Source organism: Agrobacterium sp. 22-210-1, assembly GCF_053522525.1.
In genome coordinates this window covers 1-26292 of sequence record NZ_JBNWCI010000005.1, presented here as the reverse complement: position 1 = coordinate 26292, position 26292 = coordinate 1, and the positions used below count along the sequence as shown (strand labels likewise).

Sequence of the window (26292 nt, the reverse complement as noted above, 5' to 3'; positions counted from 1 at the left end):
TTGTCCTCAAGATTCAGCTATCTCAGCGCGCCGTAGCGGCGGCGGTGACCGCGCTCATCTGTGCATCGGGACCGAATTCGTTTTCGTTTTCGATGCCCAGCAACTCCTGCAGGCGCAGCCTTGCGCGGCTGACGCGGCTCTTGATCGTGCCGACCGGGCAGCCGCAAATCTCGGCGGCTTCCTCATAGGCAAAGCCTGAAGCGCCAATCAGCAGGATCGCTTCGCGCTGGTCATCAGGCAATTTCGCAAGCGCGGAGCGGAAATCCTGAAGGTCGACCGAACCATGCTGTTCGGGCGGGACCGACAGGCGCGAGGTGTAAACCCCATCGGTATCCTGCACTTCACGGCCGGATTTGCGTATCTGGCTGTAGAACTCGTTGCGCAGGATCGTCACCAGCCAAGCGCGCATGTTGGTGCCCGGCTGGAAACTATCCTGTTTCGCCCAGGCTTTCATGATCGTGTCCTGCACGAGGTCGTCAGCACGGTCCCTCGAGCGGATGAGAGAAATGGCGAAGGCGCGCAGGTTCGGCAGCGCCGCCAGCATTTCCCGCTTGAAATTATATTCTGTCTGCTCCGGCTCTTTCGCCATCATTCCTCCGAAGCCTTTGTTTTGGCTTTGCTTTCGGCTTCATCGAGTTTTTCGAGAAGATCGAGGAATTTGTCAGGGATGCCTTCATCCTGAACGGCATCATAAAGCTCCCTGAGCTTGCGGGAAATCACCGCCCGCCCGGAATGTGGAACCTGAGGGGCGGCCGAATTGTCCGGCGAATCTTGGTCCGATTGAAACATGCTCATAACGTCCGGTATTCCTTTTGTGTCGTGGCAAATAATGCGTGGTGAAAAAAATAGTTCCGGCCATCGGGAACTTTTTTTGCGATACGCACGTTGCTATCGTGGGTTTGCGTTGCAGACCGCATGAAAGGGGAGAATTCCATGTCAGTTTCTACACGCATCGCACCGCACCTGCCATATCTGCGCAGGTTCGCGCGTGCCGTTTGCGGCTCACAATCCACGGGCGATGCCTATGTTGCGGCAACACTCGAAGCTCTGATCGCCGATATCAGCATCTTCCCGCAGACAACCAGCGATCGCGTTTCGCTCTATCAATTGTTCGTATCGATCTTTAGTTCCGTCACGATCAATATTAAGGCCGATGAAAACCTGTCGGGATGGGAAAAGCGCGCTTCTGCGAACCTTTCTGCCGTACCGCCGCTAGCCCGTCAGGCCTTCCTCTTGACGACGGTCGAGGAATTCACGCCTTCGGAAGCCGCAGAGGTTCTGAAAGTATCGGAAGACCAGGTCGGCAGGCTGATAGACGAGGCCGCCTCGGAAATCGCCCGGCAGGTCGCAACCGATATCATGATCATCGAGGACGAACCTCTGATCGCCATGGATATCGAACAGATGGTCACCGATCTCGGTCACCGCGTCACGGGTATCGCCCGCACGCATACCGAGGCGCTCGACCTTTTCCATCGCACGCAGCCGAAAATGATCCTTGCCGATATTCAGCTTGCAGACGGCAGTTCCGGTCTCGACGCGATGAAGGACATCCTGCAGATGACCACCCTCCCGGTTATCTTCATCACGGCTTTCCCCGAGCGTCTTTTGACGGGCGAGCGGCCTGAGCCGACGTTCCTTGTGACGAAACCTTTCAACCCGGACATGGTGAAAGCGCTTATCAGCCAGGCCCTGTTTTTCAACGAAAGCTCGCGCGTCGCGGCGTGAATTTTGCCGAAACCGCGGACTTACCGGGAACCAGTGTGGTGCCCGGGCGTTGGCGGTTACGGTCGTGGGGTTGACCCGCGGCTTTCTGCAAGGAGACGAATTTGCATCGGCTGGCATGGCATAACGCGGAGAGGGACGAGAGCGAGCTGCATGATTCGCTCGTTCTCGCCTTGCTCGATTCGGGTGAGACAGTCATGCTGCAGGACTGGAAGCGCGATTACATATTCGTGGCCAATTTGCCGGATGTCTGGAAACTGCCGGCCGATTCCCATCCAACCGATGAAAATCTGTTCGGTAATGATCTCTCCGTGCGGCTAGCGGACCTCAAAAAGGACATGAGCACGGCTGGTAGCCGGGGCATGCTGGAAGTCAGCGCCGGCACGGACCGGGTCTTCCAGTTTCAGGTCCATTCGACCTTCAATCAATCGAACCAGATGGTGATGAAGACCACCATCCGCGAGGTGACGGCGGAACGGCGGCGCGAGCAGCTTCTGCGCTCGCTGCTGCGCGAAGTTAGCCATCGCTCCAAGAACCTGCTGGCGATCATCCAGAGTCTTGCGGGCCAGACGGCCCGTTTCAGCCTCACCAAGGATGATTTTCTGCGCAAGTTCCGCGGCCGGCTGCATGCGCTGGCCCAGAGCCAGGATCTCATCACCGACTCGGACTGGAGGGGGGCGCGCATATTCGAGCTTCTCCGCCAGCAGTTCGATCTCTATGTGCCGGAATATCCGAACCTCATCCACATGGAGGGGGAAAACCTGCTGCTCAACCCGAACGGTGCGCTTTATATCGGGCTGGCCTTCCACGAACTGGTCGTCAACACCGTTAGCCATAGCGGCAATCTTGCCTATCACCCGCCTATATCCCTGCAATGTCGCCAGGAAGGTGATTTTTATATCGTCGAATGGAACGAACCGATGATGCCGTCGAAGGAGCCGGCGGAGACGAGGCGCGGCAGTTTCGGCAGCGTCGTGCTGGAAAAGGTGGTTCCTTCCGCTCTTGGAGGAAGCGCCGAATACCAGCTGACACCGGAGCGCATCGTTTACCGGTTGAAGTTCCCTTCGGGCGACGGCACGGACTCCTGAGAGGATTTGCCGGGCCGCAGGTAAGACCGAAAGCCTGTCTTCATTCTGCAAAAATGCAACAAAAAAGCACGGCTCATAGGAGAGCCGTGCTATTTTTATGACGGGTTTTCAGGGGCGAAACCCGTTTATAGTCAGCCAAGCTTCAGGCGGGGACGGGGGAATTGCTTGGCCTGCAGTAAAAATGCATGCCGCGGTATTCGGTTCCCCAAAAAATGCATTTTTTTAACAATCGGCAAATTTTTGGCCACTCATGCCGCGGATCGGCTTCAATGTGCCGGGTCCGGTCGCTTCGGCGTGAAATAGCGTATCGGCGCTTCCAGAGACCATTCGAAGCCGGTTTCGCGGTATTCCGTCGTCACATACCCACCGAAGGCGCCTTCCGCATGTCTTTTGATGACCGTGGTGCCGAAACCCTTGCGGCTCGGCTCCCTGGCCGGTGGTCCGCCTGTCTCGGTCCACAGAAGATGGAGCATCTGCCGGCCGTCTTTTTCAAGCGGTTGCCACCTCACGGTAATTTTCCCGAGCGGTGCCGAAAGCGCGCCGTATTTAATGGAATTAGTGGTCAGCTCATGCACCACAAGCCCGAAATTCTGCGCCGCTTCGGGCGATAGCATGAAATCGTCGCCTGCCAGTACGACACGTTCTGATACCGTGCCGAAAACTTCGAGGTGGGTCTCGATCAGCTTGCGGATCGGCAGCCCCTGCCACTGAACTTCTGCCAGTGCCCGGATCGACATGCCGAGACCGCGCAGGCGATGGTCGACTTCCTTCTGGAACTCCGGAATGCTTTTATTTTCCCGACCCAATTGCCGTATCATCGCCTGAACCAGCGTCAGAATATTCTTGGAGCGGTGAACCAGTTCGTGCAGCAGCAATTGCAGCCGCTCTTCCGACTGGCTTCTGTCGAAGGAAGCGTTGGAGAGCGCGATGGCGACCTGGTTGGCCTCCTTTATCTTGGTATCCACAGGCGCGACGATCTCACCTTCGCCGATGCGCTCCGCCATATGAGTCAGATCGCGAATGGAGCTGCGCAATTGCCGGCCGACCAGATAGGCGCCGCCGATAGCGATCAGCACCAGCACAAGGCTGCCGATCATCATCTGTCGCCATGTATCGATCAGCGCCGCCTGGCTTGCGGCAAGTGGTCCCCACATTACCGTCTTCCATTGCCAGCCCGGCAATTGCGCATAGGCATAGAGATTGCCCTTGCCGTCGAAGAAATTGCCACTGAAGGCCTGCATTTCTGAAAGAACGGCCGGGTTGACAAAGGGCTTGCCCACTTCCGCCTCAGCCTGGGCGCTGGAAACGACGACACGATTTGTACCGTCGATAATGGCCACGGCCCAGTTGCGCGGCAGGTTCTCCGTGGGGATGAGCCGGCTCAGGTCACTGGCGTTCTGCGTCAAAATCAGCGCATCGCCGGCCAAGCCCAGGTCCGGATTCAACGGCATGGTAACGTTGAATACCCATTCCTTGCTGGTGGCGCCAAAAAACATGTCCGAGACGGTGATGCGGCGGGATTCGATTGCCTTGGCCAGCTTGGCCTCGTCCGGCACCTTGCCGAGAGGCTGGCCATAGGTAACGCGGGTATTGAGGCGCTGCTGGCCGTCTTTGGTGGCGAGAAGGGCATAGAGGCCCTCCCGTTTCAGGCTTTCGGCAACGCGTCCCTGAAATGCGGCGAGATTGCCATTCTCGAGTTCCGGAAATTGCGATAGCAGATTGAGGGATGTGGCTATTTCCTGCAGGCGGCGATCGATGTTGCGGCTGACGACCCGGACATCCTCGATGGTTTCCCTTTGCAGGTCGTCGCGTTTTTCGGCTTCGAGGCGCAGCATCAGATAGCCGACGAAGAGAATGAGCGGCAGGGTGATGACGGTTGCCATCACCACCAGATAAGTGCCGATGGAGGCGGTCGGGAAAAAATTCGCGCTGCGCCGACGTAGAGCCGAGATCATGTCTTTCAGTCTGTTGCCGGGTTGAGGCATACAAAAAAACTCCGGCAGTTATGGCATTGTTACGGCAGGGATAATACCGCGCTGTCCCCCGTTAGCAATGCCTGATTTTTACCTTCGGTCGTCGCGACATGCGGCAAATGCACCGGTGTGACCGAAAAAATCGGAACTATTTCAACCACCAGCCCGTTTGCAAGACGAACCGGCCAGCGAGCGGTAGCGAAATTCATCACCGCCCGGCCAGTTGAGAACGATGAAAGGAAGGTACGAAATGGCAAAGAAACTTACGATACTCGTCACCGCCGCCCTGATGGGCACGACGGCTTTCGCGCCGCTTGCCATCGCTCAGGGCACCACCCAGCCCGCACCGGCAAATCCGGGTGCGCAGACCGAGCCGGCAACGCCGCCTGCCACTCCGATGACGCCTGCGGCTCCTGCGGCCAATGACAGCGCGGCCACAACCACGGGCGGTGCTTACATCACCGAGCAGGGCGAAACGCAGATCAGCGCCAATGACTATATTGGCAAGTCGGTCTACACCGCAGCCGATGAAAGCATCGGTAACGTCACCAATCTCATCATGGCGGAAGATGGCGGCCTGGTCGCAGCCGTGATCGGCGTTGGCGGTTTCCTCGGCATCGGCGCCAAGGATGTAGCCGTGCCCATGGACAAGGTGACGATGACGCGCAATGCGCAGGACGGCACCATCCGCCTGACGACGACCGAAACCGCAGAGACGCTGAAGGCGGCTCCCGAGTTCAAGACGCTGGAACAGAAGACCAGCGAAAAGAACGCGGCAACCCCGGCGGCACCGGATAGTACAACGACATCCGCCACCAAGCCTTAATCCCATACCTGGGAGGCAGGAGCCGGGACTGGCTTCAATGCCGTCCCGCGAGAGACACCGGCTACTGGCCGGTGTCTTTTTTTATCTTGGCCTAAGGGCCGCTCAATCGCCGGCGTTGCGGGAAGAATGCCATGCCCAGGCGGATTTGATAATATCCGACAGGGAATAACGCGGTTCCCAGCCCAGAACTTCTTTAGCCTTATCGTTATTGGCCACGAGTGTGGTGGAATCGCCGTCGCGCCGGCCGGTATATTCGACCGGGAAGGGGCGGCCGGAGACCTCGGAGATTGCCGCCAGCAATTCCTTCACCGTGGTGCCGGTGCCGGTGCCGAGGTTGAGTTCCACGGTTTCCCCGCCGGCCAGCAGGTAATCCACCGCCCGCACATGGGCATCGGCAAGATCGAGAATGTGGATGTAATCGCGCACGCAGGTGCCGTCGCGGGTATCGTAATCCGTGCCGAACACCTTGAAGCCCTGACGCCGTCCAAGTGCGGCCTCGATGGCGAGCGGAATCGCGTGGGTTTCCGGCTTGTGCCACTCGCCGATACGGCCCTCGAAATCCGCGCCTGCGGCATTGAAATAGCGCAGCATGACCGAGCGCAGGCCCTTATAGGCGCTGTAGTCCTTCAGCGCCTGTTCCACCACCCATTTGGTGCGGCCATAGGGATTGATCGGCGCTTGCCGGTGCGTCTCGTCGATCGGCACCTGTTCCGGCAGTCCATAGGTGGCGCAGGTGGAGGAGAAAACAAAGGCGGTGACGCCAGCATCAATCGCGGCGGAGAGCAGGTTGAGCGAGCCAATGACGTTATTATCGTAAAAGGCGACGGGCTGCTTCACCGATTCGCCCACTTCGATCAGCGCTGCGAAATGCAGAACGGCTTCCGGCTGGTGTTTGGCGAAGACTTCGTCCAGTCGCGCCCGGTCGCGAATATCGCCCTGTTCGAAGGGGCCCCAGCGGACGAATTCCTCATGTCCATTGGACAGATTGTCAAAAACAACTGGTTCATATCCTCGCTCAGAGAGGAGAAGGCAGGTGTGCGAACCGATATAGCCGGCACCGCCAACGACAAGGACTTTCTTCTTCATCAAACGCCTTTCAAAAAATACGGACGCGCCGAGACTGTATGTCACTTTGTTCAAATAAGGGCGGCGTGGCGCGGGACGCCATTTGCCAGTCTATCCATTGCGCGTAACATAAAAAAAACTGCGCATCCATCGTCTGGATGCGCAGCTCTCATGAGGGTCGGTGACGTGCATAAAACCCGCCCGACGGTGTGTTTATTTCTTTTTCCTCGTATTGGCCCTTGTCGCCAGAAAACCGGCGGCCATGGCGACGGCGAGCGTCGCATAGGGCCGCGCCTGGATCGCCAGCGTCAAAAGTGACTGCAAGGCGAGGGGTGCTGCGGTCAGCGGGGCAGCCGTCAAGGGTGCGACTGGGCGTGCGGCATAGGCTCTGGGGCGTTTTACAATTGCCAGTGCCACCAGCATGATGACGCCGAGCAGGAACGCGGTGCCGGCGACGACAAGCGCGGCAGGACCCGCCCCGACATGCCGGGCAAGATAGATCGATCCTGCAACCACGGCGGCTACGAAGGCAATCAGGAAAAAGACACCGGTCAGCACCCACAGGATGATGGTGGCACGCAGGCGCCGCGTCACAACGCGTCCTTCGCGCTGGGTGTCTCCCAGATAGACCAGCAATGCCTCAAGCATGATGCGGCCTTATCGACGTGTGAGGAGAGCGAGCACGAAGCCCACGCCAACGGCGATGCCGAGGGACTGAAGCGGGTTCTTCTGAACCTGATCGGTCAGATTATCGTTCAGCGACGAAATTTCGCTGCGAACACTGTCGGCCATTTCGCCAGAGGCGGTGAGTGCGTCATCAGCCACGCGGGCGGCCTGCGCCTTCAGCTCATGCGAGGCGCCGACGCCAAGCGCCTTAACGCTCTTGGCAAGATTTGCCAGATCTTCGCGAAGCTGGGCGAGCTGCGCCGCAACGTCGGCTGCATCACCGTTTTCGAGGGATTGCTGGATCTTGTCATTAACGCTGCTACGCACGCTTGCCATAGGTGAGGTCCTTCCTGGAACATCGTTGATGGAAATCGCGGCGGGCCAACCCGACTGCCGCTGGAGGTAAATTCTGTCGCTCGAGAACCTCCGTTCCGGAGACTGAAAAACCTGCCTGTCCGCCATTCAAACGCGCCGATGCAGGCTTGGTTCCGCAACGTGACGTGTTTTCTTCGCAGGCATTTCCGGTTGGGGGCAATTTTCTGGGAATTCGGTGCCGGACATTTGTTTTCCTGTCACAAGCATCATATAAGGCCCATCATCGAGACGTACCTTGACTTCAATCAATATGTGAAACGACATGCTTCAAACGCCTTATTACCTCATCGACAAGACAAAACTTCTTCGCAACATGGAGAAGATTGCTTATGTGCGGGAAAAATCCGGCGCCAAGGCGCTCCTGGCGTTGAAGTGCTTCGCCACATGGTCGGTGTTCGATTTCATGTCGCAATATATGAATGGCACCACCTCGTCTTCGCTTTATGAGGTGCGTCTCGGCCGTGAGAAATTCGGTGGCGAAACCCACGCCTATTCCGTCGCCTATGCCGATTACGAAATCGATGAGGTGATTGCGAATGCCGACAAGATCATCTTCAATTCGATCGGTCAGCTGGAGCGTTTCGCCGACAAGGCCGCCGGCATCACGCGTGGCCTGCGTCTCAATCCGCAGGTCAGCTCTTCCAGTTTCGATCTTGCCGACCCCGCGCGCCCGTTCAGCCGTCTCGGCGAATGGGACGTCGCCAAGGTCGACAAGGTCATGGACCGTATTTCCGGTTTCATGATCCACAACAATTGCGAAAACGGCGATTTTTCGCTGTTTGACCGGATGTTGACGCAGATCGAAGAGAAATTCGGATCGCTGTTGTCACGTGCCGAATGGGTCAGCCTTGGCGGCGGCATTCATTTCACCGGTGACAACTATCCGCTCGACCAATTCTGCGACCGCCTCAGGGCGTTCTCGGAAAAATATGGCGTGCAGGTCTATCTGGAGCCCGGTGAAGCTTCGATTACCAAAAGCACTACACTTGAGGTGACGGTTCTCGACACGCTGTTCAACGGCAAGAACCTCGCCATCGTCGACAGCTCCATCGAAGCGCATATGCTTGATCTGCTGATCTACCGCGAAACCGCCAAGGTTGCGCCGAACGAGGGTGAACATCCCTATATGGTCTGCGGCAAGTCGTGCCTGGCGGGCGATATTTTCGGCGATTTCCGCTTCGACAAGGAGCTGAAGGTCGGCGACCGCATCTCCTTCCAGGATGCGGCCGGTTATACCATGGTCAAGAAGAACTGGTTCAACGGCGTGAAGATGCCGGCGATCGCCATCAAGGAACTGGACGGCACCGTGCGCGCCGTTCGTGAATTCGACTTTGCCGATTTCGAGCAAAGCCTGTCTTAAACCCTGTTTCAACATCCAACGAAGCTCATCCCTGCGGGGAAAAGGAGGCATCACCTGAAATGAAGAAGAACGTTCTGATCATCGGCGCCGGTGGCGTAGCACAGGTCGTGGCGCATAAATGCGCCCAGAACAGCGATGTATTGGGAGACATTCATATTGCGTCACGGACTTTGGAAAAGTGCCGCAAGATTGTCGAGTCCGTACGCGAAAAGAAGAGCCTCAAGACAGATGTGAAACTTGAGGCCCATGCGCTTGACGCTATGGATATCGAGGCGACGAAAGCCTTGATCAAACAGACCGGCGTGGAAATCGTCATCAACGTCGGTTCGTCTTTCGTCAACATGTCCGTTCTTCGTGCCTGCATGGACGCAGGTGTTGCCTATATGGATACAGCGATCCATGAGGATCCGACCAAGATTTGCGAGGCGCCGCCGTGGTACGGAAACTACGAGTGGAAGCGCGCGGCTGAGTGCAAGGAAAAGGGCGTCACCGCCATTCTCGGCGTCGGTTTCGATCCCGGGGTGGTCAATGCCTATGCGCGCCTTGCCAAGGATGAATATTTCGACAAGGTCACTTCGGTCGATATCGTCGATATCAATGCCGGTAGCCATGGCCGCTGGTTCTCGACCAATTTCGATCCGGAAATCAACTTCCGCGAGTTCACCGGCGTTGTCTATTCCTGGCAGAAGGGTGAGTGGCAGACGAACCAGATGTTCGAAGTCGGCCAGGAATTCGATTTGCCGGTTGTCGGCAAGCAGAAGGCCTACATGACCGGCCATGACGAAGTGCATTCGCTGTCCAAAAATATGGATGGCGCCGATGTGCGCTTCTGGATGGGCTTCGGCGATCACTACATCAACGTTTTCACGGTGCTGAAGAACCTTGGCCTCCTGTCCGAAAAGCCGGTCAAGACAGCTGAAGGCCTCGAAGTCGTGCCGCTCAAGGTGGTCAAGGCCGTGCTGCCCGATCCGTCTTCGCTGGCGCCTGACTATGTCGGCAAGACCTGCATCGGCGATATCGTCAAGGGCATCAAGGACGGCAAGGAACGCGAAGTCTTCATCTACAACGTGGCCGACCATAAGGACGCCTATGAAGAAGTTGGTTCGCAGGGCATTTCCTACACAGCCGGCGTTCCCCCGGTCGCCGCTGCCATGCTGATTGCGACCGGCGAATGGGATGTGAAGCAGATGGCCAATGTGGAAGAACTGCCGCCGAAGCCGTTCCTGAGCATTCTGAACAAGATTGGTCTGCCGAACCGCATCAAGGATGAAAACGGCGATCGCGCGCTCACCTTCTGAGTGATGGCGTTTTGATCTGTCGAGATAATTGAGCCCCGCGAAAGCGGGGCTTTTTTAACGGCTTCAGTCTTTGGTGAGCTGCCTTATAAACAGATGCATCGTTTGATGCATCGCCTCCGAAGGCGGCTCGGCAACATGCCATTCCGGAAAATGCCCATCGATCGCCATGCGGGCAAGGCCATAGACCAGAGCGCGAGCGCCCAGCACGAGCTGGTCCAGATCAAGGCCGGGGGCAAGCTGGCCGCTTCCACGTGCCTGTGTCAGCAGGCTGATCATCAGGCGCCTTATCGCGTCATTCTGCTCACGTAAAATATCGGACGAATTAAAGTCGATCAGCGTTCGCGAGCTTATGACCGCGAAATGCGTCGGATTGGCCAGCGCCCAGCGCAGATAACCGTGGCCAATGGCTTCGAAGACGGCGAGAGGATCGCCACCATCAGCCTCTGCTCTTGCTGTTTCGACGGATTCGGTCAGCCGGTTCATCGCCTGCTCCGCGACAGCGGTCATCAGGGCCGTTTTTGAGCGGAAATGCCGGAACGGTGCCCCCGGTGAGACGCCGGCGCGCTTGGCCGCTTCACGAACGGAGACGTTCTCGGCGCCCCGTTCCTCAATGATCGTGATCGTTGCCGCGACAAGTTCATCGACAAGGTTCCCGTGGTGGTAGGGCTTGTCGCGCCGCGTCGTCTTATCCTGGCTTTTTTCCATACGCTTTCGGTTAGCATCAAACCGCGATGTAAGCACCGTGTATTTTCCTTGCCTCGAGACGAGATTAAATGTAAACATCGATTACATTGAAGTATGGAGATTTCAATGTTGCATTCGTTTTTAAAAATCAGTCTCGCATTCGCATTTTTTCCGATCGGTGCCGCCTTTGCCGGGGAAAGCCCTAAGCTTGAGATCGTGTGGCCGAAGGCCGGCGATGTCATTGAATTGGGGAATGATCCGGAGCGCGCCATTGGCGTCGTCGTCACAAGCAACTTCAAGCTGCTTCCTGCCGGGCAATGTGGAGAGAACGACCGTTGCGGCCATGTGCACATGAAAATCGACCCGTCGGGTGATACATGCAACATTCCCGGCCGCGCCTATAACAGCATGAACAGCGACTTCGGTGGTGATCTCATCAAGGCCCGCTTCGGCCACTGCGCCAGCCCCACCGGCCGGCACGTCATTGGCATTCTGCTGGCGAACGATCACCATCAGCCCGTTCTGGTCGACGGCAAGCCGGTCACGGCCCTTGTCGAAGTGACGACGAAGGATTGACCTCAAGGACGGCAGTGACACTCATCCCCTGGGTTGACGCAATAAAAAAGGTCCCGCGCAAAACGGGACCTTTGTCTTAAGCAGCCTGAGAGCCGGGTGCGCGATCAGCCCTTCGTAGGCTTCGGTCCACGCTTCTCGAACGGCTTGTCTTTTTTACCTTCGAATTTCGGCTTGTCGCCGAAGGGCTTTTTCTTTTTCCAGGGCTTGTCTTCAGCCTTGCGGTCATCGCGCGGCGCGCTTGCATTGTCCGATTTGGTGAACTTCCGCTGGGCCTTTGCCGGCCTTGTGTCTTCACGGGCACTGCCGGTCATTTCCGGCTTGCCTTCCAGCGCCTTCAGGCGGATGCCCTTCTCCAGCATCATGTCCTTGCCGATGGCAGAGGTGAAGCGGTCAACGGCATCGGCCGCCAGCTCCACAAAGGTCTCCGTCTGCTGCATGCGGATGGCGCCGATATCCTGACGGGTGATCTTGCCGAAACGGCACAGCATCGGGATGAGCCAGCGCGGTTCGGCACTCTGTTTGCGGCCAACGGAAAGCGAGAACCACGCGCTGTCGGAGAAGTCGGAGCGCTCGCGGCGCGGTGCGTTGTTTTCGACCGTCTCGAAACTGTCACGGCGCGGCTTGCGGCTGTTATCCAGCGCGACCTCGAAAATGTCTTCCGGTGCCGAGCGCCCGGCGTGATAGAGACGCACGAAGGCGGCGGCGACTTTTTCCGCGCCGTGCTGTTCCAGCAGCTGGTTGACGAAATCGCGTTCTTCCTCAGCCACGGCTTCGCTGAGTGTCGGGTCGGCCAGAAGCCGTGCGCCGTCGCGCTCGACGATCTCTTCGACGGAGGGCGGGCGAACCCATGCGGGGCTGACCTTGGCGCCTTCGAGAAGGCGTTCGGCCTTGCGGCGCTGGCTCACGGGCACAATGATGGCGCTGACGCCCTTCTGCCCGGCACGGCCAGTACGGCCGGAACGGTGCAGAAGCGTTTCGGAATTGGTCGGCAGGTCGGCATGGATGACGAGTTCCAGGCCAGGCAGGTCGATGCCGCGGGCAGCAACGTCGGTCGCCACGCAAACGCGGGCGCGGCCGTCACGCATGGCCTGCAGCGCGTGCGTACGCTCGTTCTGCGTCAGTTCGCCGGAGAGGGCCACGACCGAAAAGCCGCGATTGTTCAACCGGGCCGTCAAATGATTGACGGCGGCGCGGGTGGAGCAGAAGACGATGGCGTTGCGGGCTTCGTAAAAGCGCAGCGCGTTGATGATGGCGTTCTCGCGATCAGACGGCGACACCAGAAGCGCGCGATATTCGATATCCACATGCTGCTTCTGTTCGGAAGCGGTGGCGATGCGCACGGCATTCTTCTGGTAGCTTTCGGCCAGCTTGGCGATGCTGCGCGGCACGGTGGCCGAGAACATCAGCGTGCGGCGGGTGTCGGGCGATTCTTCCAGAATGAATTCCAGATCCTCACGGAAGCCGAGATCGAGCATCTCGTCGGCTTCGTCCAGCACCACGGCGCGCAGCGACGACAGATCGAGTGCGCCACGCTTGATATGGTCGCAGAGACGGCCGGGCGTACCGACGACGATATGGGCGCCGCGTTCCAGCGCACGGCGCTCATTGCGGATATCCATGCCGCCGACACAGGATGCGATCGACACGCCGGCGAACTCATAAAGCCACTCCAGCTCGCGCTTGACCTGCATGGCCAGTTCGCGGGTTGGTGCAATAGCAAGAGCGAGCGGCGCGGAAGCCTGACCGAAGCGGGTATTTTCCGACAGCAGCGTGGTTGCGAGCGCGATGCCGAAGGCAACCGTCTTGCCGGAACCGGTCTGCGCGGAAACCAGCGCGTCCTTGTCGGCGAGATCAGGCGCAAGCATGGCCTTCTGCACGGGGGTCAAGTCGTTGTAGCCGCGTTTTTCCAACGCCTGCGCGATCGCCGGGGCGATACCCTGGGTGTCTGTCATCTACCGTCTTTCGGATATGAAGCTGCCCGCATCCGCCCGAAACCAATAGGTCCTAAAGTCTCCGGGGCAGCCGATACAGGCCATTTCGGCCATCTGGCCGGTTACATTGCCCGCGCTCATACTGCGAATAAGCCGGTTTGTACAGTGCACTGCGGTACGCTCTTTTACGGGTACTTTCTCCCGCCTTTTGTTCCAGCCCGCCATCGTCCTTCGCAAAGGCCATTCAAAAGGCGTACCGCATGGTTCATAAACGGCATTGCGTGCCCCCCGCCTTTTCGCTAAGAGACCCGCAACTTGAGGCTCTTTGTCAGGAAGGGCCGACTGGGTTTGTTCTTGTCCACACCGGGTGAAAACCGGCTGGCGGAAAAAAGGGATGTACTGGTCAAGGCTATGGCTCGCATTGTCATGAAATTCGGCGGCACGTCCGTCGCGAACCTCGAACGCATTCACAATGTCGCACGGCATGTGAAACGCGAAGTGGATGCCGGCCATGAAGTGGCCGTGGTCGTTTCCGCCATGTCGGGAAAAACCAACGAATTGGTGGACTGGGTGCAGAACGCCGCAAAGGTGACCGGCACCAACGCCGCCTCCTTCTATGATGCGCGCGAATATGACGCGGTTGTCGCGTCCGGCGAGCAGGTCACATCAGGTCTTCTGGCGATCACCCTGCAGTCCATGGGTATCAATGCACGCTCCTGGCAGGGCTGGCAGATCCCGATCCGTACCGATAATGCGCATGGCGCCGCCCGTATTCTCGAGATTGACGGTTCGGATATCGTCAAGCGCATGGGTGAGGGACAGGTTGCCGTCGTTGCCGGTTTCCAGGGCATCGGCCCGGATAATCGCATCGCGACGCTTGGTCGCGGCGGCTCTGACACGTCGGCTGTGGCCATTGCCGCCGCCGTCAAGGCGGATCGTTGCGACATCTATACCGATGTCGACGGTGTCTACACGACCGATCCGCGCATCGAGCCCAAGGCTCGCCGCATGAAAAAGATCGCCTTCGAGGAAATGCTCGAAATGGCGTCTCTCGGCGCAAAGGTTCTTCAGGTTCGCTCCGTGGAGCTTGCCATGGTACACAAGGTGCGCACCTTCGTTCGCTCCAGTTTCGAGGATCCCGATGCGCCGGGCATGGGCGACCTCATCAACCCGCCCGGTACTTTGATTTGTGACGAGGATGAAATCGTGGAACAGGAAGTCGTAACCGGCATCGCCTATGCCAAGGATGAAGCACAGATTTCGCTGCGCCGCGTGGCCGACCGTCCGGGCGTTTCCGCCGCGATCTTCGGTCCGCTCGCCGAAGCGCATATCAATGTCGACATGATCGTGCAGAACATCTCCGAAGATGGCTCGCGCACCGACATGACCTTCACCGTTCCCTCGGGTGACGTTGCCAAGGCTCTCAAGGTTCTCGACGACAACAAGGCCCAGATCGGCTTCGATGTTGCGCAGAACGAGACGGGTCTTGCCAAGGTGTCCGTCATCGGTATCGGCATGCGCAGCCACGCCGGCGTTGCCGCCAGCGCCTTCAAGGCACTTGCCGAGAAGAACATCAACATCAAGGCCATCACCACGTCAGAGATCAAGATTTCGATCCTGATCGACGGCGCCTATGCCGAACTTGCCGTTCGCACTTTGCATTCGGCCTACGGTCTCGATAAGAGCTAAATCCGAGACATCGGTTCCCGATGCTCCGATTCTTCGGAGTTGCGTTCTTCCGATGTGGCGTTTCTTGAAAGCGTGTCCCTTGCGGGACGCGCTTCTGGCGCTATAAATTTTTTAAATGACGTTTTGATTCTCGAATATTATGACATTCGGATCGGAAGCGTCGGGGAGCAAACGCGATGAGAGACCTTTCCGCAGGTCCGCGCGTCCTGCTCAAGCGGCTGCGCGAAATGATGGCGGAGCACCTTGAACCGCAGGATCGTCTGGACCAGATCGTCCGTCAGATTGCCAGCAACATGGTGGCAGAGGTTTGCTCCGTCTACGTGCTGCGTTCCGACAGCGTGCTGGAACTATATGCCACGGAAGGTCTCAACAAGGACGCCGTGCATCTTGCCCAGCTGAAAATGGGGCAAGGTCTTGTCGGCACCATTGCCGCTTCCGCTCAACCGCTCAATCTTTCCGATGCGCAGGCGCATCCCGCTTTCCGCTATCTTCCTGAAACCGGTGAGGAAATTTATCATTCCTTCCTCGGCGTGCCGATTTTGCGCTCCGGTCGCACTCTTGGCGTTCTTGTGGTCCAGAACAAGGCCAGCCGAACATACCGGGAGGATGAAGTTGAAGCGCTTGAGACAACCGCGATGCTTATCGCTGAAATAGTGGCGAGCGGCGAGTTGAAAAAGATCACCCGCCCGGGTGTGGAGCTGGACCTGACGCGTGCTGTTTCCATCGATGGCGATGGTTACGGTGAAGGCATCGGTCTTGGCCACGTCGTGCTGCACGATCCCCGCATTGTCGTCACCAACCTGCTGAACGAGGACGCGGATACGGAAATCCGCCGGCTTGCCGATGCCATCGGCTCGTTGCGCCTGTCGATCGATGACATGTTGCAGCGCCGCGACGTGCCGACCGAAGGTGAGCACCGCGAAGTTCTGGAAACTTACCGTATGTTCGCCCACGATCAGGGCTGGGTGCGGCGCATGGAAGAGGCGATCCGCAACGGCCTGACGGCGGAAGCGGCGGTGGAGAAGGTGCAGAGCGACACCAAGGCGCGCATGATGCGCCTGACCGATCCTTATCTGCGCGAGCGCATGCATGATTTCGATGATCTTGCCAACCGGCTGCTGCGTCAGCTGATCGGTTTTGGCGGGCGCGGACCGGAGCAGGATTTCCCGCTCGACGCCATCGTTCTGGCACGTGCCATGGGCGCTGCCGAATTGCTGGATTACCCGCGTGAGAAACTGCGTGGTCTGGTGCTCGAAGACGGCGCGGTGACGAGCCACGTTGTTATCGTGGCGCGTGCCATGGGTATTCCGATCATCGGCCAGGCGGCGGGCATTGTCGCGCTGGCGGAAAACAACGATCCGATCATCATCGATGGTGATGACGGCCAGGTGCATCTGCGCCCGATGTCGGACCTGCAGCGTGCCTACGAGGAAAAAGTGCGTCTGCGCGCCAAGCGGCAGGAGCAATTCCGTGCGCTGCGCAATGTCGAGCCGATCACCAAGGATGGCCAGAAGGTCAATCTGAAGATGAATGCCGGCCTGCTGGTGGACCTGCCGCAGCTGGAAGAATCCGGCGCCGACGGCATTGGCCTGTTCCGCACCGAGCTGCAATTCATGATCGCCTCCAACATGCCGAAGGGTGAGGAGCAGGAGGCTTTCTACCGCTCCGTTCTGCGCCAGGCCAAGGGAAAGAGCGTCACCTTCCGCACGCTGGATATCGGCGGCGACAAGGTCGTTTCTTATATGCGCGGCCAGGAAGAGGAAAATCCGGCACTCGGCTGGCGGGCGATCCGCCTGTCGCTCGACCGTCCGGGCCTGATGCGCACGCAGATGCGCGCGCTGCTGCGCGCCGCTTCGGGTGCGGAGCTGCGCATGATGTTGCCGATGGTGACCGAGGTTTCCGAAATCCGGGCGGCACGCGATCTTCTCCAGAAGGAAGTGCAGCATCTTTCGAAATTCAGCCATGCGCTGCCGAAAAAGCTGCAATTCGGAGCGATGCTGGAAGTGCCATCCTTGATGTGGCAGCTCGATGAGCTGATGCAGGAGGTGGATTTCGTTTCCGTCGGTTCCAACGACCTCTTCCAGTTCTCCATGGCGGTCGACCGTGGCAATGCAAGGGTTTCGGATCGTTTCGACAATCTTGGCAAGCCGTTCCTGCGCATTCTGCGCGATATCGTGCGCGCGGGTGAAAGGCACCACACATCGGTCACGCTGTGCGGCGAGATGGCGGGCAAGCCGCTGACCGCCATGGCGCTGATCGGTCTGGGTTTCCGGTCGATTTCCATGTCGCCGACGGCAATCGGCCCGGTCAAGGCCATGTTGCTCGGGCTGGACGCAGCGCGACTTGCCGACGAGCTGAATGCTGCGCTCGACGATCATAATTCGCTGGAAAGCGGGCGCGAGGTGTTGTTACGCTTTGCCGCTGCGCATTCCATTCCCATTTAAAAGACTTATTTCATTATCGGAGTGACTGGTGGCGAAGCTTCCCGTCGAAAAAATGCGCGAGTTGGAAAGGCGTTTCGGAGAGATCGAAGCGCGGATGTCGGCTGGCCCGGCGGCGGATGTCTATGTGAAGCTGGCTTCGGAATATTCCGAGCTTCAGCCGGTCGTGAACAAGATTCGCGACTACGAAAAGGCGATTGCCGAGGCTGCCGATCTCGAGGCGCTGCTCGCCGACAAGACGACCGACAGGGACATGCGGGATCTAGCGGAAATGGAACTGCCGGAGGTCGAGGCCCGCATCGGTGAGCTTGAGAAGGATATGCAGGTCCTGCTGCTTCCCAAGGATGCGGCGGATGAAAAAAGCGCGATCCTTGAAATCCGTGCCGGCACGGGCGGCTCCGAGGCGGCGCTTTTCGCCGGTGATCTGTTTCGCATGTATGAGCGCTTTGCATCGACCAAGGGCTGGAAAGTCGAAGTCCTTTCCGCCAGCGAAGGCGAAGCTGGCGGTTACAAAGAAATCATCGCCACGATCAGCGGGCGAGGGGTGTTCTCCAAGCTGAAATTCGAATCCGGTGTGCATCGCGTGCAACGGGTGCCGGAAACGGAAGCGAGCGGCCGCATTCACACCTCTGCCGCCACCGTCGCGGTGCTGCCGGAAGCGGAGGATATCGACGTCGAAATCCGCCCGGAAGACATTCGCATCGATACGATGCGGGCCTCGGGCGCAGGTGGCCAGCACGTCAATACCACCGACTCCGCTGTTCGCATCACCCATCTTCCCACGGGACTGATCGTCACGAGTTCGGAGAAATCCCAGCACCAGAACCGTGCGAAGGCCATGCAGGTTCTGCGCTCGCGCCTTTACGACATCGAGCGCCAGAAGGTGGATAGCGAGCGTTCGGCTGATCGCAAGAGCCAGGTCGGTTCGGGTGACCGGTCCGAGCGCATCCGCACCTATAATTTTCCGCAGGGGCGTGTCACCGATCACCGCATCAACCTCACCCTCTATAAACTCGACAGAATGATCGAAGGTGAAATCGATGAGCTTGTGGATGCGTTGATTGCCGACTATCAGGCCGGCCAGCTGGCACTGCTTGGCGAACAGCAGCTTTGAGCGGCGCTGAGGGGACCGTTTCGGCCGAACTCGCCGCCGCCCGCAAACGGCTGCAGATGGCCGGTGTTGCCGATCCGCTTCTCGACGCGCGCCTGCTGATCGGTGAGGTTATTGCCTTTTCACTGACCGATTTCGTGATGAAGCCGGACCGGCCCATTACGCGGGAAGAGCAGGCCCGCATCGCCGCCATGATCGAAAGGCGGGCCGGGGGAGAACCGGTGCATCGCATCCTCGGTCACCGGGAGTTTCACAGCCTCGATCTTCTGTTGTCGAAGGAGACACTCGAACCCCGTCCGGATACGGAGATTCTCGTTGATACGCTGTTGCCGGCGTTAAGGGAGGCGGTTTCCCAAAAGGGTAGCGCCCGCATTCTGGATCTGGGCACGGGCACGGGTGCGATCTGTCTGGCGCTTTTGAAAGAATGCCCTGACGCGACGGGTATCGGCAGCGATATTTCCGCTGGCGCGTTGGAGACTGCTGCGAAAAACGCGTCCAGAAACGGGCTCGAAACGCGGTTTGAGATCAGGCAGAGCGATTGGTTCGAAAAAATCTCCGGCAGCTTTGACATAATTGTGTCGAATCCGCCTTATATAAGAAGCGATATCGTTACAACGCTGGACCGAGAGGTTCGTCATCATGATCCGATGGCGGCGCTGGACGGAGGTCAGGACGGCCTTGCACCGTACCGCCTTATTGCTGCCGACGCAGGCCGCTTTCTTGTGGAAAACGGGATCGTTGGTGTGGAGATCGGTTTCGATCAAAGGCTTGATGTTTCCACGATATTTGCTTCTAACGGTTTCTCTCTTGTGGACGCCGTGAAGGATTATGGCGGCAACGACAGAGTTTTGATCTTCCGGAGATAGTTCTTCGCGATATGGCGGCGGATTTTTGCAGAGATATTTTGCACAGCAAAAGAAAAGGCTTGGATTTCCGCGGGAAGCGGGATAGTTTGCGGCCACATGCAGGGTGGCTGAGGACGAACGCAGATTCGTCAGGGTATGGGTCAGTCCCGAAGCGGGTTCTTTTGAGAGCCCTGAAAGGCTGGGCGTTTCCGGCATGTGAATCAGTAAACTTTGTTCGCAGGCGGCTCGGTGCAGCATTTGCGCGACCGGTCGTCACACGCGAGGTCTTGTCCGGGGTTATCTTCGGCAGGACGCGTGACGGAACAATTTCAGGAAAAATTTCCAGCGGTTTTCCGTCCGGAATTGCATGAAAATAACCAGATTGTCAGCAAAACAGAATTCAGGTGAGCAATTGATGAGGCCAGGACAGCAAAACAAGCGCGGCCGGGGGCGTGGAAGCAACAATAATAACAACAATAACAATGGTGGCGGTAATAACAACTTCAACCGCAAGGGCGGCAATCCGCTCACCAGGACTTATGACAGTTCCGGCCCCGATGTTAAGATTCGCGGTACAGCCCAGCACATAGCGGAAAAATACGCTGCCCTTGCCCGGGACGCGCAGAGTTCTGGCGACCGTGTGATTGCGGAAAACTATCTGCAGCACGCCGAGCATTACAACCGCATCATTGCCACGGCTCAGGCCCAGATGCAGGAACGTTTCCAGCGCGATGATCGCGGTGAATACAATGCCGCCGACGCGGATGCCGACGATATGGATGGAAACGATGGCGACGATGGCGTCGTTGCATCGCAGCAGCATTCCGAACAGGTAGAGCGCGTCCAGCAGCAGGAGCGCACCGAGCGGAGCGAGCCACGCCAGGAACGTCGCGAACGTCCGGACCGCCGTGAACGGCAGGAACGTCAGCCGCGCCAGCCGCAGGTCTCGGCCGAACAGCAGCCGCCGGTTTACGACGCCAGCCAGGCGCCGCAGCCCGTCATCGAAGGTACGCCCATGGAAGTGGCCGTCGAGGAAGAGCAGCAGCAGGCGGAAGCACCCGCGACCGAACGTGCGCCAAAGACCCGTCGTGCCACGACCCCGCGCCCGCGTCGTCCGCGCCGTGCCGCAGCGGCGGAAGGTGCTGAAGGTGAAGACGCGCCCGCCGGTGAAGACGCAACACCGGCCACCCTTGAAAACGCTGCTGAATAAGCAGGGGTTTCAAGCAGACCGCGCAAACACGCGGCCAGGCACGCTGCCAGACACGCGATTGAAAAACTCCGGCTTGCCGGAGTTTTTTGTTTTTAGGGCTTACATGGGGGGAGCCGTCGGCTGGCAAAAAAGGTGAGTGCGCGCCGGCAAGCTGATGTCTGTCAAAACAGGTGAAAATTTCCCGGATGGCGGTTTTTCGCCCCTTTAAACCGATGAAAATGCCTCCCATATTCGTGCAGGAAGGACGCAAGCCGCATTCGCCGGCAACCGACCTTCGAGAGGCGGCGATCGTGAAATCCTTTAAACACGGCTGTCGTAGCGGGGCTTGCCTTTTGAGGGAGCCTCAACCCTAACACCCGGAGCCGTGCCGAAAGCGGGCGGGCCGGTCAATGGAGGTTCGACTATGAATATTGAAAAATACTCCGAACGCGTTCGCGGTTTTCTGCAGTCGGCACAGACGTTTGCGCTTGCGGAAAATCATCAGCAGTTTTCTGCGGAACATGTTCTCAAGGTTTTGCTCGATGACGAGCAGGGCATGGCGGCATCGCTGATCGAGCGTGCTGGTGGCGACGCGAAAGAAGCGCGTCTTGCCAATGATGCCGCGTTGGCGAAATTGCCCAAGGTTTCCGGTGGCAATGGCGGCCTTTCGCTGACCGCGCCGCTTGCCAAAGTGTTTTCGACTGCAGAAGATCTCGCAAAGAAGGCAGGCGACAGCTTCGTTACCGTCGAGCGCCTTTTGCAGGCGTTGGCGATTGAAAGCTCTGCTTCCACTTCGGCTTCGCTGAAGAAGGCAGGGGCAACGGCGCAGGCTCTCAACCAGGTCATCAACGACATCCGCAAGGGCCGCACGGCTGATAGTGCCAATGCCGAACAGGGTTTTGACGCCTTGAAGAAATACGCGCGCGATCTGACGGAAGAAGCCCGTGAGGGCAAGCTTGACCCGGTAATCGGCCGTGACGACGAAATCCGCCGTACCATTCAGGTCCTTTCGCGCCGCACCAAGAACAACCCCGTGCTGATCGGTGAACCGGGCGTCGGTAAAACGGCGATTGCCGAAGGGCTTGCGCTGCGCATCGTCAATGGTGACGTGCCGGAAAGCCTCAAGGACAAGAAGCTGATGGCGCTCGATATGGGCGCGCTGATCGCAGGTGCGAAATATCGCGGTGAATTCGAAGAGCGTCTGAAGGCCGTACTCAATGAAGTGCAGGCTGAAAATGGCGGCATCATCCTGTTTATCGATGAGATGCATACGCTGGTCGGTGCCGGCAAGGCTGATGGTGCGATGGATGCCTCCAACCTCCTGAAGCCCGCGCTTGCCCGCGGTGAACTTCACTGCGTTGGCGCCACCACGCTCGATGAATATCGCAAGCATGTGGAAAAGGACCCGGCTCTTGCCCGCCGTTTCCAGCCCGTGCTGGTGGACGAGCCGACCGTTGAGGATACGATCTCGATCCTGCGCGGTCTTAAGGAAAAATACGAACAGCATCACAAGGTTCGAATCTCGGATTCGGCCCTTGTTGCGGCTGCGACGCTTTCCAACCGCTACATCACCGACCGGTTCCTGCCCGACAAGGCAATCGACCTGATGGACGAGGCCGCTTCGCGTCTTCGCATGCAGGTGGATTCCAAGCCGGAAGAGCTGGACGAACTGGATCGTCGTATCATCCAGCTCAAGATCGAGCGCGAAGCTTTGAAGCAGGAGACGGACCAGTCCTCCGTCGATCGCCTGAAAAAGCTCGAAGATGAGCTGGCCGATACGGAAGAAAAGGCGGATGCGCTGACGGCCCGCTGGCAGGCGGAAAAACAGAAGCTCGGCCATGCCGCCGATCTGAAAAAGCGGCTGGACGAAGCCCGCAACGAACTGGCGATTGCCCAGCGCAACGGCCAGTTCCAGCGCGCCGGCGAGTTGACCTATGGCATTATTCCGGGCCTTGAAAAGGAACTGGCTGCGGCGGAAGCCCGCGACAGCAGCGGTGCCGGCTCGATGGTTCAGGAGGTGGTGACACCGGACAATATTGCCCATGTCGTTTCCCGCTGGACCGGCATTCCGGTCGATAAAATGCTGGAAGGTCAACGCGAAAAGCTGCTGCGCATGGAAGACGAGCTTGCCAAGTCCGTTGTCGGGCAGGGTGAAGCCGTTCAGGCGGTTTCCAAGGCGGTTCGCCGTTCACGCGCCGGCCTTCAGGATCCGAACCGCCCGATCGGCTCGTTCATTTTCCTCGGCCCGACGGGTGTGGGCAAGACCGAGCTGACGAAGTCGCTCGCCCGGTTCCTGTTCGACGACGAAACCGCGATGGTTCGGCTCGATATGTCGGAATATATGGAGAAACACTCCGTTGCCCGACTCATCGGCGCGCCTCCCGGTTATGTCGGTTACGAAGAGGGGGGCGCTTTGACTGAAGCGGTTCGTCGCCGGCCCTACCAGGTCGTCCTGTTCGACGAGATCGAGAAAGCGCATCCGGACGTCTTCAACGTCCTGTTGCAGGTGCTGGATGATGGCCGCCTGACGGATGGCCAGGGCCGCACCGTCGATTTCAAGAACACCATCATCATCATGACCTCGAACCTCGGTTCGGAATTCATGACGCAGATGGGTGACAATGACGATGTGGATTCGGTTCGTGAACTGGTGATGGAGCGGGTCCGGTCGCATTTCCGGCCGGAGTTCCTCAACCGTATCGACGATATCATCCTGTTCCACCGCCTGCGGCGTGATGAAATGGGCGCGATCGTGGAAATTCAGTTGAAGCGGCTCGTCTCGCTGCTGGGTGATCGCAAGATCTCGCTCGAACTGGATGAGGATGCCCGCAGCTGGCTCGCCAACAAGGGCTACGATCCCGCTTACGGCGCACGTCCGCTGAAGCGGGTGATCCAGAAGTCGGTTCAGGACAGGCTTGCCGAAATGATCCTCGGCGGGGAAATCCCCGATGGTTCGCGGGTCAAGGTGACGTCCGGCACGGACCGGCTGCTGTTCAAGGTCAAGCCTCCGAAGGGCGAGGCCGAAACCGAAACTGCCGATGCGGCATAAAAGAAAGGGCTCCGGAAACGGAGCCCTTTTCATTTGGTCTGCTTTTCGGGGTGCAAAATGCCGGCGGATTACCGGCTCGCCACCTGATTTGGCTTGTCCTCGATGTTGAGAAGATTGTCGATGCGCTTTCTCTCGTCGGAGAACCGTGCAAGCGCATCGCCGGCAAGCGATTTGCCGCCCGGCAGGCGCACTTTCATCGCGTCCACTTTCGTGCCGTTGACGATCAGTTCGTAATGCAGGTGGGCGCCGGTCGAAAGGCCGGTCGATCCCACATAACCGATGACCTGACCCTGCCGGACCTTGGAGCCCTCGGTGACGCCCTTGGCGATGGCGCTCTGGTGATTATAGGAAGAGACATAGCCGTTGGCATGGCGAAGCAGGGTCTGGTTGCCGTAACCGGAGGCCCATCCGGCCTTCTCGACAGTGCCGTTGCCGGTTGCGATGATCGGCGTGCCGCGGGCGGCGGCCCAGTCGGTTCCGGTATGCATGCGGCTGAATTTCAGAACCGGGTGGCGGCGCATGCCGAAACCGGATGTCATGCGGCCGTTCGGAACCGGGTTGCGCAACAGGAACTGCCGGATGCTTTTGCCGTTCTCGTCGAAATAATCGATGCTGTTGTCATCAGGGTTCTGGAACCGGTAAAACCGCGTCTCGTTGTCGCCGAACTTGGCGTTGACATAGAGCAGTTCCGACTTGTCGGTGGCCTTGCCATCGGCATCTTCCACGGAGAAGAATGCTTCCAGCGTATCCGCCGGTTTGAGCTGCGCCTGAAAATCGACACTGCTGGCCAGCAGCTTGATAAGCTGGGAAACCATGCTCTGGTTCATGCCATAAGCGAGAGCCGCGCGGTAGACACCGTCATAGACGCTCGGCAGGTCGCGGCCGGCTGCAGGCGCCGGCGTGCTGTCGAAGGCGCTCGCTACCGCGTCGAGTTTCGGCGGTTCGCTGGCCTTGATGAAGTTTTTGCGGTCATCGACGGCCATGGTGACCATGTGGCGACCCTTGCGATAAAGGCTGACGCGCACGATGTCGCTTTTTTCGTCTTCCTGAATGATGCCGACACGCAGCACATCACCGCTTTCGACATTGTTCGACTGGAGTTGCGGTGACAGTAGCCCTGCGATTTCCGATGATTGTGCCTTGGAGTAACCCGCGCCGAACAAAGCGGCCTCGATGGTCTCGGTCTGGCGGGCAGGGATCACGTCGTCGGCATATTCCTTGACCGGCACTGAGGCCGATTGTGGGGTTGATACCGACATATTCTGTTCAACGACACGGGCCGCAAGACCGGCCGTGATATCGACATCGCCTTCGTCATTATCAAAGCGGCGCGGGTCGATGTAATAAAGTGCGGCAACTTGCTCGTTGCCATCCGTCAGGATCGAGCCATTCGAGCGTACCGCTTCCTCCACCTCGTCGAAGCTCAAGGAGCCGGCAAACGCGTATTTGGAGTGCTGGACCGGAAAGGCTACGGTCTTCAGGCTGACTTCGGATTCAACCTCGGAGCCGTAGATCGTTCCCGTGCGGCTCGGCGCCGGCGCGGCGGCGTCCTTGTCGTCGTTGCTCGCAAAAATGTTCAGGGGATCGAAGGCAGGATAATCATCCTGTTTGGCGTAATTCGCTGCCAGCGGAATTTTGACGTGAGAGAAGGGAACCTTGCGGACCACTTCCTTGTCGCCTTCATTGATGACGGTCGAGACTTCCATGATCGACCGGTCGGATGGTCGCGCCGCGATATTCGGGGCGATAAGACGCGTGCCGCGGCGCGCCGCTTCCGTCGCATTGTTACCCATGTCCGCCTTGGCAAAGGCCTCGGCGGGAATGGCGAGCTGCTGGCGGCCATCGAGGGCCGCAAACAGAGCCACACCCATCAATATGGAAGAGGTGATGCCGGTCAGGAATGTGCCGGAAAGCCATCTGAGCGAAATCTCGCGACGATCGGGTGCACGGCGCCCTTCCGCCAGAATTGGCGGTTCCGTGCCTAGCGACCGGATCACATTGCGATCCGCAGTCATACCAGCTGTGCCCCGTCGGTCATGCGCTCTCCAGAAACTTCAGGCGAAGGTGTGCAACTTTCAAAGCCATGAGTCAAATTGATCGACGCACCGAAAGATATGTCGCAACAGCCTACATAAGGACACGCGCACGCATGCCCGCATTAACGCTTCGTTGGCAAAGCAATTAGCGAGGAACCGGGCCAAAAGAAGGCGCGGGGCTCGACTTGATGTCGCGGGCCTTGTTCTCCTGTGCAAAACCGGCAGCGCTTCGGCGCCCTTTGCGTCGGAGAATTGCAGAAAATTGAAATTACATTTTAAAATCAATATCTTGATAGATTTTCTTATTTTTCGTGATTTGAGCTGTTGACTTGTTTGAGGGTGATCTCTTATAAGTCCGCTCACTG

The 26292-nt window shown here is 58.5% G+C and carries 22 protein-coding genes; 12 read left to right on the top strand and 10 right to left on the bottom strand.

What is annotated here, in order from left to right:
* Positions 1-22: 22 nt before the first annotated feature.
* Together ACQZ5F_RS24005 and ACQZ5F_RS24000 are read right to left on the bottom strand one after the other, a co-directional pair.
* On the bottom strand, positions 23-589 hold the full coding sequence (locus tag ACQZ5F_RS24005) for an RNA polymerase sigma factor (protein ID WP_046802107.1): 567 nt from the start codon (positions 587-589) through the stop codon (positions 23-25).
* Positions 589-795, bottom strand: coding sequence for a NepR family anti-sigma factor (locus ACQZ5F_RS24000; protein ID WP_046802106.1), 207 nt, complete (start codon positions 793-795; stop codon positions 589-591). Before ACQZ5F_RS24000 ends, ACQZ5F_RS24005 begins: the two co-directional genes overlap by 1 nt.
* Positions 796-933: 138 nt before the next feature.
* On the opposite strand from ACQZ5F_RS24000, the gene ACQZ5F_RS23995 reads away from it, so the two are divergent.
* Both ACQZ5F_RS23995 and ACQZ5F_RS23990 read left to right on the top strand, forming a co-directional pair.
* Positions 934-1728, top strand: coding sequence for a response regulator (locus tag ACQZ5F_RS23995; protein ID WP_046802105.1), 795 nt, complete (start codon positions 934-936; stop codon positions 1726-1728).
* A gap of 101 nt (positions 1729-1829) precedes the next feature.
* Positions 1830-2813, top strand: a complete 984-nt coding sequence (locus ACQZ5F_RS23990) for a sensor histidine kinase (protein WP_046802104.1) — start codon at positions 1830-1832, stop codon at positions 2811-2813.
* A 266-nt stretch (positions 2814-3079) separates the two neighbouring features.
* Here ACQZ5F_RS23990 and ACQZ5F_RS23985 read toward each other — a convergent pair whose 3' ends face one another.
* Positions 3080-4798, bottom strand: coding sequence for a sensor histidine kinase (locus ACQZ5F_RS23985; RefSeq protein ID WP_046802103.1), 1719 nt, complete (start codon positions 4796-4798; stop codon positions 3080-3082).
* 29 nt (positions 4799-4827) lie between these two features.
* Complete coding sequence (locus ACQZ5F_RS23980; protein WP_156316074.1) at positions 4828-4995, bottom strand: hypothetical protein; 168 nt, start codon at positions 4993-4995, stop codon at positions 4828-4830.
* 41 nt (positions 4996-5036) lie between these two features.
* Between ACQZ5F_RS23980 and ACQZ5F_RS23975 the strand changes: the two genes are divergently transcribed.
* A complete protein-coding gene (locus ACQZ5F_RS23975; RefSeq protein WP_046802102.1) occupies positions 5037-5612 on the top strand; it encodes a PRC-barrel domain-containing protein in 576 nt (191 codons plus the stop codon).
* Positions 5613-5714: 102 nt separating this feature from the next.
* Here the strand turns inward: ACQZ5F_RS23975 and galE are convergent, their stop codons facing one another.
* The 3 genes from galE to ACQZ5F_RS23960 form a co-directional block, all read right to left on the bottom strand.
* The gene (gene galE, locus ACQZ5F_RS23970) at positions 5715-6698 is read right to left on the bottom strand and encodes a UDP-glucose 4-epimerase GalE (RefSeq protein ID WP_046802101.1); all 984 of its coding nucleotides are present in this window, start codon (positions 6696-6698) and stop codon (positions 5715-5717) included.
* A 192-nt stretch (positions 6699-6890) separates the two neighbouring features.
* Complete coding sequence (locus ACQZ5F_RS23965) at positions 6891-7325, bottom strand: hypothetical protein (protein WP_003498528.1); 435 nt, start codon at positions 7323-7325, stop codon at positions 6891-6893.
* Positions 7326-7334: 9 nt separating this feature from the next.
* Positions 7335-7679, bottom strand: a complete 345-nt coding sequence (locus ACQZ5F_RS23960; RefSeq protein WP_045015765.1) for a DUF883 family protein — start codon at positions 7677-7679, stop codon at positions 7335-7337.
* A gap of 301 nt (positions 7680-7980) precedes the next feature.
* Here ACQZ5F_RS23960 and nspC point away from each other — a divergent pair, with 301 nt between their 5' ends.
* Together nspC and ACQZ5F_RS23950 are read left to right on the top strand one after the other, a co-directional pair.
* Entirely contained in the window at positions 7981-9078 is a 1098-nt protein-coding gene (gene nspC, locus ACQZ5F_RS23955; protein WP_225338099.1) for a carboxynorspermidine decarboxylase, read from the top strand.
* Positions 9079-9137: 59 nt separating this feature from the next.
* Entirely contained in the window at positions 9138-10376 is a 1239-nt protein-coding gene (locus ACQZ5F_RS23950; RefSeq protein ID WP_225338098.1) for a saccharopine dehydrogenase family protein, read from the top strand.
* A 63-nt stretch (positions 10377-10439) separates the two neighbouring features.
* Here the strand turns inward: ACQZ5F_RS23950 and ACQZ5F_RS23945 are convergent, their stop codons facing one another.
* On the bottom strand, positions 10440-11081 hold the full coding sequence (locus ACQZ5F_RS23945; RefSeq protein ID WP_137087468.1) for a TetR/AcrR family transcriptional regulator: 642 nt from the start codon (positions 11079-11081) through the stop codon (positions 10440-10442).
* 105 nt (positions 11082-11186) lie between these two features.
* Here ACQZ5F_RS23945 and ACQZ5F_RS23940 point away from each other — a divergent pair, with 105 nt between their 5' ends.
* The gene (locus ACQZ5F_RS23940; protein WP_225338097.1) at positions 11187-11636 is read left to right on the top strand and encodes a hypothetical protein; all 450 of its coding nucleotides are present in this window, start codon (positions 11187-11189) and stop codon (positions 11634-11636) included.
* Between the two features lie 104 nt (positions 11637-11740).
* Here the strand turns inward: ACQZ5F_RS23940 and ACQZ5F_RS23935 are convergent, their stop codons facing one another.
* A complete protein-coding gene (locus ACQZ5F_RS23935; RefSeq protein ID WP_225338096.1) occupies positions 11741-13588 on the bottom strand; it encodes a DEAD/DEAH box helicase in 1848 nt (615 codons plus the stop codon).
* A gap of 390 nt (positions 13589-13978) precedes the next feature.
* Here ACQZ5F_RS23935 and ACQZ5F_RS23930 point away from each other — a divergent pair, with 390 nt between their 5' ends.
* From ACQZ5F_RS23930 to clpB, 6 genes are all read left to right on the top strand, one after another.
* Positions 13979-15256, top strand: coding sequence for an aspartate kinase (locus ACQZ5F_RS23930; RefSeq protein WP_046802096.1), 1278 nt, complete (start codon positions 13979-13981; stop codon positions 15254-15256).
* Between the two features lie 176 nt (positions 15257-15432).
* On the top strand, positions 15433-17700 hold the full coding sequence (gene ptsP / locus ACQZ5F_RS23925; protein WP_046802095.1) for a phosphoenolpyruvate--protein phosphotransferase: 2268 nt from the start codon (positions 15433-15435) through the stop codon (positions 17698-17700).
* Between the two features lie 28 nt (positions 17701-17728).
* Positions 17729-18811: a peptide chain release factor 1 gene (gene prfA / locus ACQZ5F_RS23920; RefSeq protein ID WP_046802094.1), complete on the top strand. Its 1083-nt coding sequence runs from the start codon at positions 17729-17731 to the stop codon at positions 18809-18811.
* Positions 18812-18867: 56 nt separating this feature from the next.
* The gene (prmC, locus tag ACQZ5F_RS23915; protein ID WP_432704555.1) at positions 18868-19674 is read left to right on the top strand and encodes a peptide chain release factor N(5)-glutamine methyltransferase; all 807 of its coding nucleotides are present in this window, start codon (positions 18868-18870) and stop codon (positions 19672-19674) included.
* Between the two features lie 394 nt (positions 19675-20068).
* Positions 20069-20863 carry a DUF4167 domain-containing protein gene (locus tag ACQZ5F_RS23910; RefSeq protein WP_225338094.1) on the top strand — a complete coding sequence of 265 codons (795 nt, stop codon included), beginning with the start codon at positions 20069-20071 and terminating at the stop codon, positions 20861-20863.
* A 403-nt stretch (positions 20864-21266) separates the two neighbouring features.
* The gene (gene clpB / locus ACQZ5F_RS23905) at positions 21267-23891 is read left to right on the top strand and encodes an ATP-dependent chaperone ClpB (protein ID WP_046802091.1); all 2625 of its coding nucleotides are present in this window, start codon (positions 21267-21269) and stop codon (positions 23889-23891) included.
* A 68-nt stretch (positions 23892-23959) separates the two neighbouring features.
* On the opposite strand, the gene ACQZ5F_RS23900 is transcribed toward clpB, so the two are convergent.
* The gene (locus tag ACQZ5F_RS23900; protein WP_046802090.1) at positions 23960-25906 is read right to left on the bottom strand and encodes a M23 family metallopeptidase; all 1947 of its coding nucleotides are present in this window, start codon (positions 25904-25906) and stop codon (positions 23960-23962) included.
* Between the last annotated feature and the right edge of the window lie 386 nt (positions 25907-26292).

Coding starts and splice junctions, on each gene's coding strand:
- ptsP (WP_046802095.1), top strand. CDS start 15,433: ATGAGAGACCTTTCCGCAGGTCCGCGCGTCCTGCTCAAGCGGCTGCGC.
- ACQZ5F_RS23965 (WP_003498528.1), bottom strand. CDS start 7,325: ATGCTTGAGGCATTGCTGGTCTATCTGGGAGACACCCAGCGCGAAGGA.
- clpB (WP_046802091.1), top strand. CDS start 21,267: ATGAATATTGAAAAATACTCCGAACGCGTTCGCGGTTTTCTGCAGTCG.
- nspC (WP_225338099.1), top strand. CDS start 7,981: ATGCTTCAAACGCCTTATTACCTCATCGACAAGACAAAACTTCTTCGC.
- ACQZ5F_RS23935 (WP_225338096.1), bottom strand. CDS start 13,588: ATGACAGACACCCAGGGTATCGCCCCGGCGATCGCGCAGGCGTTGGAA.
- ACQZ5F_RS23985 (WP_046802103.1), bottom strand. CDS start 4,798: ATGCCTCAACCCGGCAACAGACTGAAAGACATGATCTCGGCTCTACGT.
- ACQZ5F_RS24005 (WP_046802107.1), bottom strand. CDS start 589: ATGGCGAAAGAGCCGGAGCAGACAGAATATAATTTCAAGCGGGAAATG.
- ACQZ5F_RS23950 (WP_225338098.1), top strand. CDS start 9,138: ATGAAGAAGAACGTTCTGATCATCGGCGCCGGTGGCGTAGCACAGGTC.
- ACQZ5F_RS23940 (WP_225338097.1), top strand. CDS start 11,187: ATGTTGCATTCGTTTTTAAAAATCAGTCTCGCATTCGCATTTTTTCCG.
- ACQZ5F_RS23945 (WP_137087468.1), bottom strand. CDS start 11,081: ATGGAAAAAAGCCAGGATAAGACGACGCGGCGCGACAAGCCCTACCAC.
- ACQZ5F_RS23910 (WP_225338094.1), top strand. CDS start 20,069: ATGAGGCCAGGACAGCAAAACAAGCGCGGCCGGGGGCGTGGAAGCAAC.
- ACQZ5F_RS23975 (WP_046802102.1), top strand. CDS start 5,037: ATGGCAAAGAAACTTACGATACTCGTCACCGCCGCCCTGATGGGCACG.
- ACQZ5F_RS23960 (WP_045015765.1), bottom strand. CDS start 7,679: ATGGCAAGCGTGCGTAGCAGCGTTAATGACAAGATCCAGCAATCCCTC.
- ACQZ5F_RS23980 (WP_156316074.1), bottom strand. CDS start 4,995: ATGAATTTCGCTACCGCTCGCTGGCCGGTTCGTCTTGCAAACGGGCTG.
- ACQZ5F_RS23930 (WP_046802096.1), top strand. CDS start 13,979: ATGGCTCGCATTGTCATGAAATTCGGCGGCACGTCCGTCGCGAACCTC.
- prmC (WP_432704555.1), top strand. CDS start 18,868: ATGGCCGGTGTTGCCGATCCGCTTCTCGACGCGCGCCTGCTGATCGGT.
- ACQZ5F_RS23995 (WP_046802105.1), top strand. CDS start 934: ATGTCAGTTTCTACACGCATCGCACCGCACCTGCCATATCTGCGCAGG.
- ACQZ5F_RS23900 (WP_046802090.1), bottom strand. CDS start 25,906: ATGACTGCGGATCGCAATGTGATCCGGTCGCTAGGCACGGAACCGCCA.
- ACQZ5F_RS24000 (WP_046802106.1), bottom strand. CDS start 795: ATGAGCATGTTTCAATCGGACCAAGATTCGCCGGACAATTCGGCCGCC.
- galE (WP_046802101.1), bottom strand. CDS start 6,698: ATGAAGAAGAAAGTCCTTGTCGTTGGCGGTGCCGGCTATATCGGTTCG.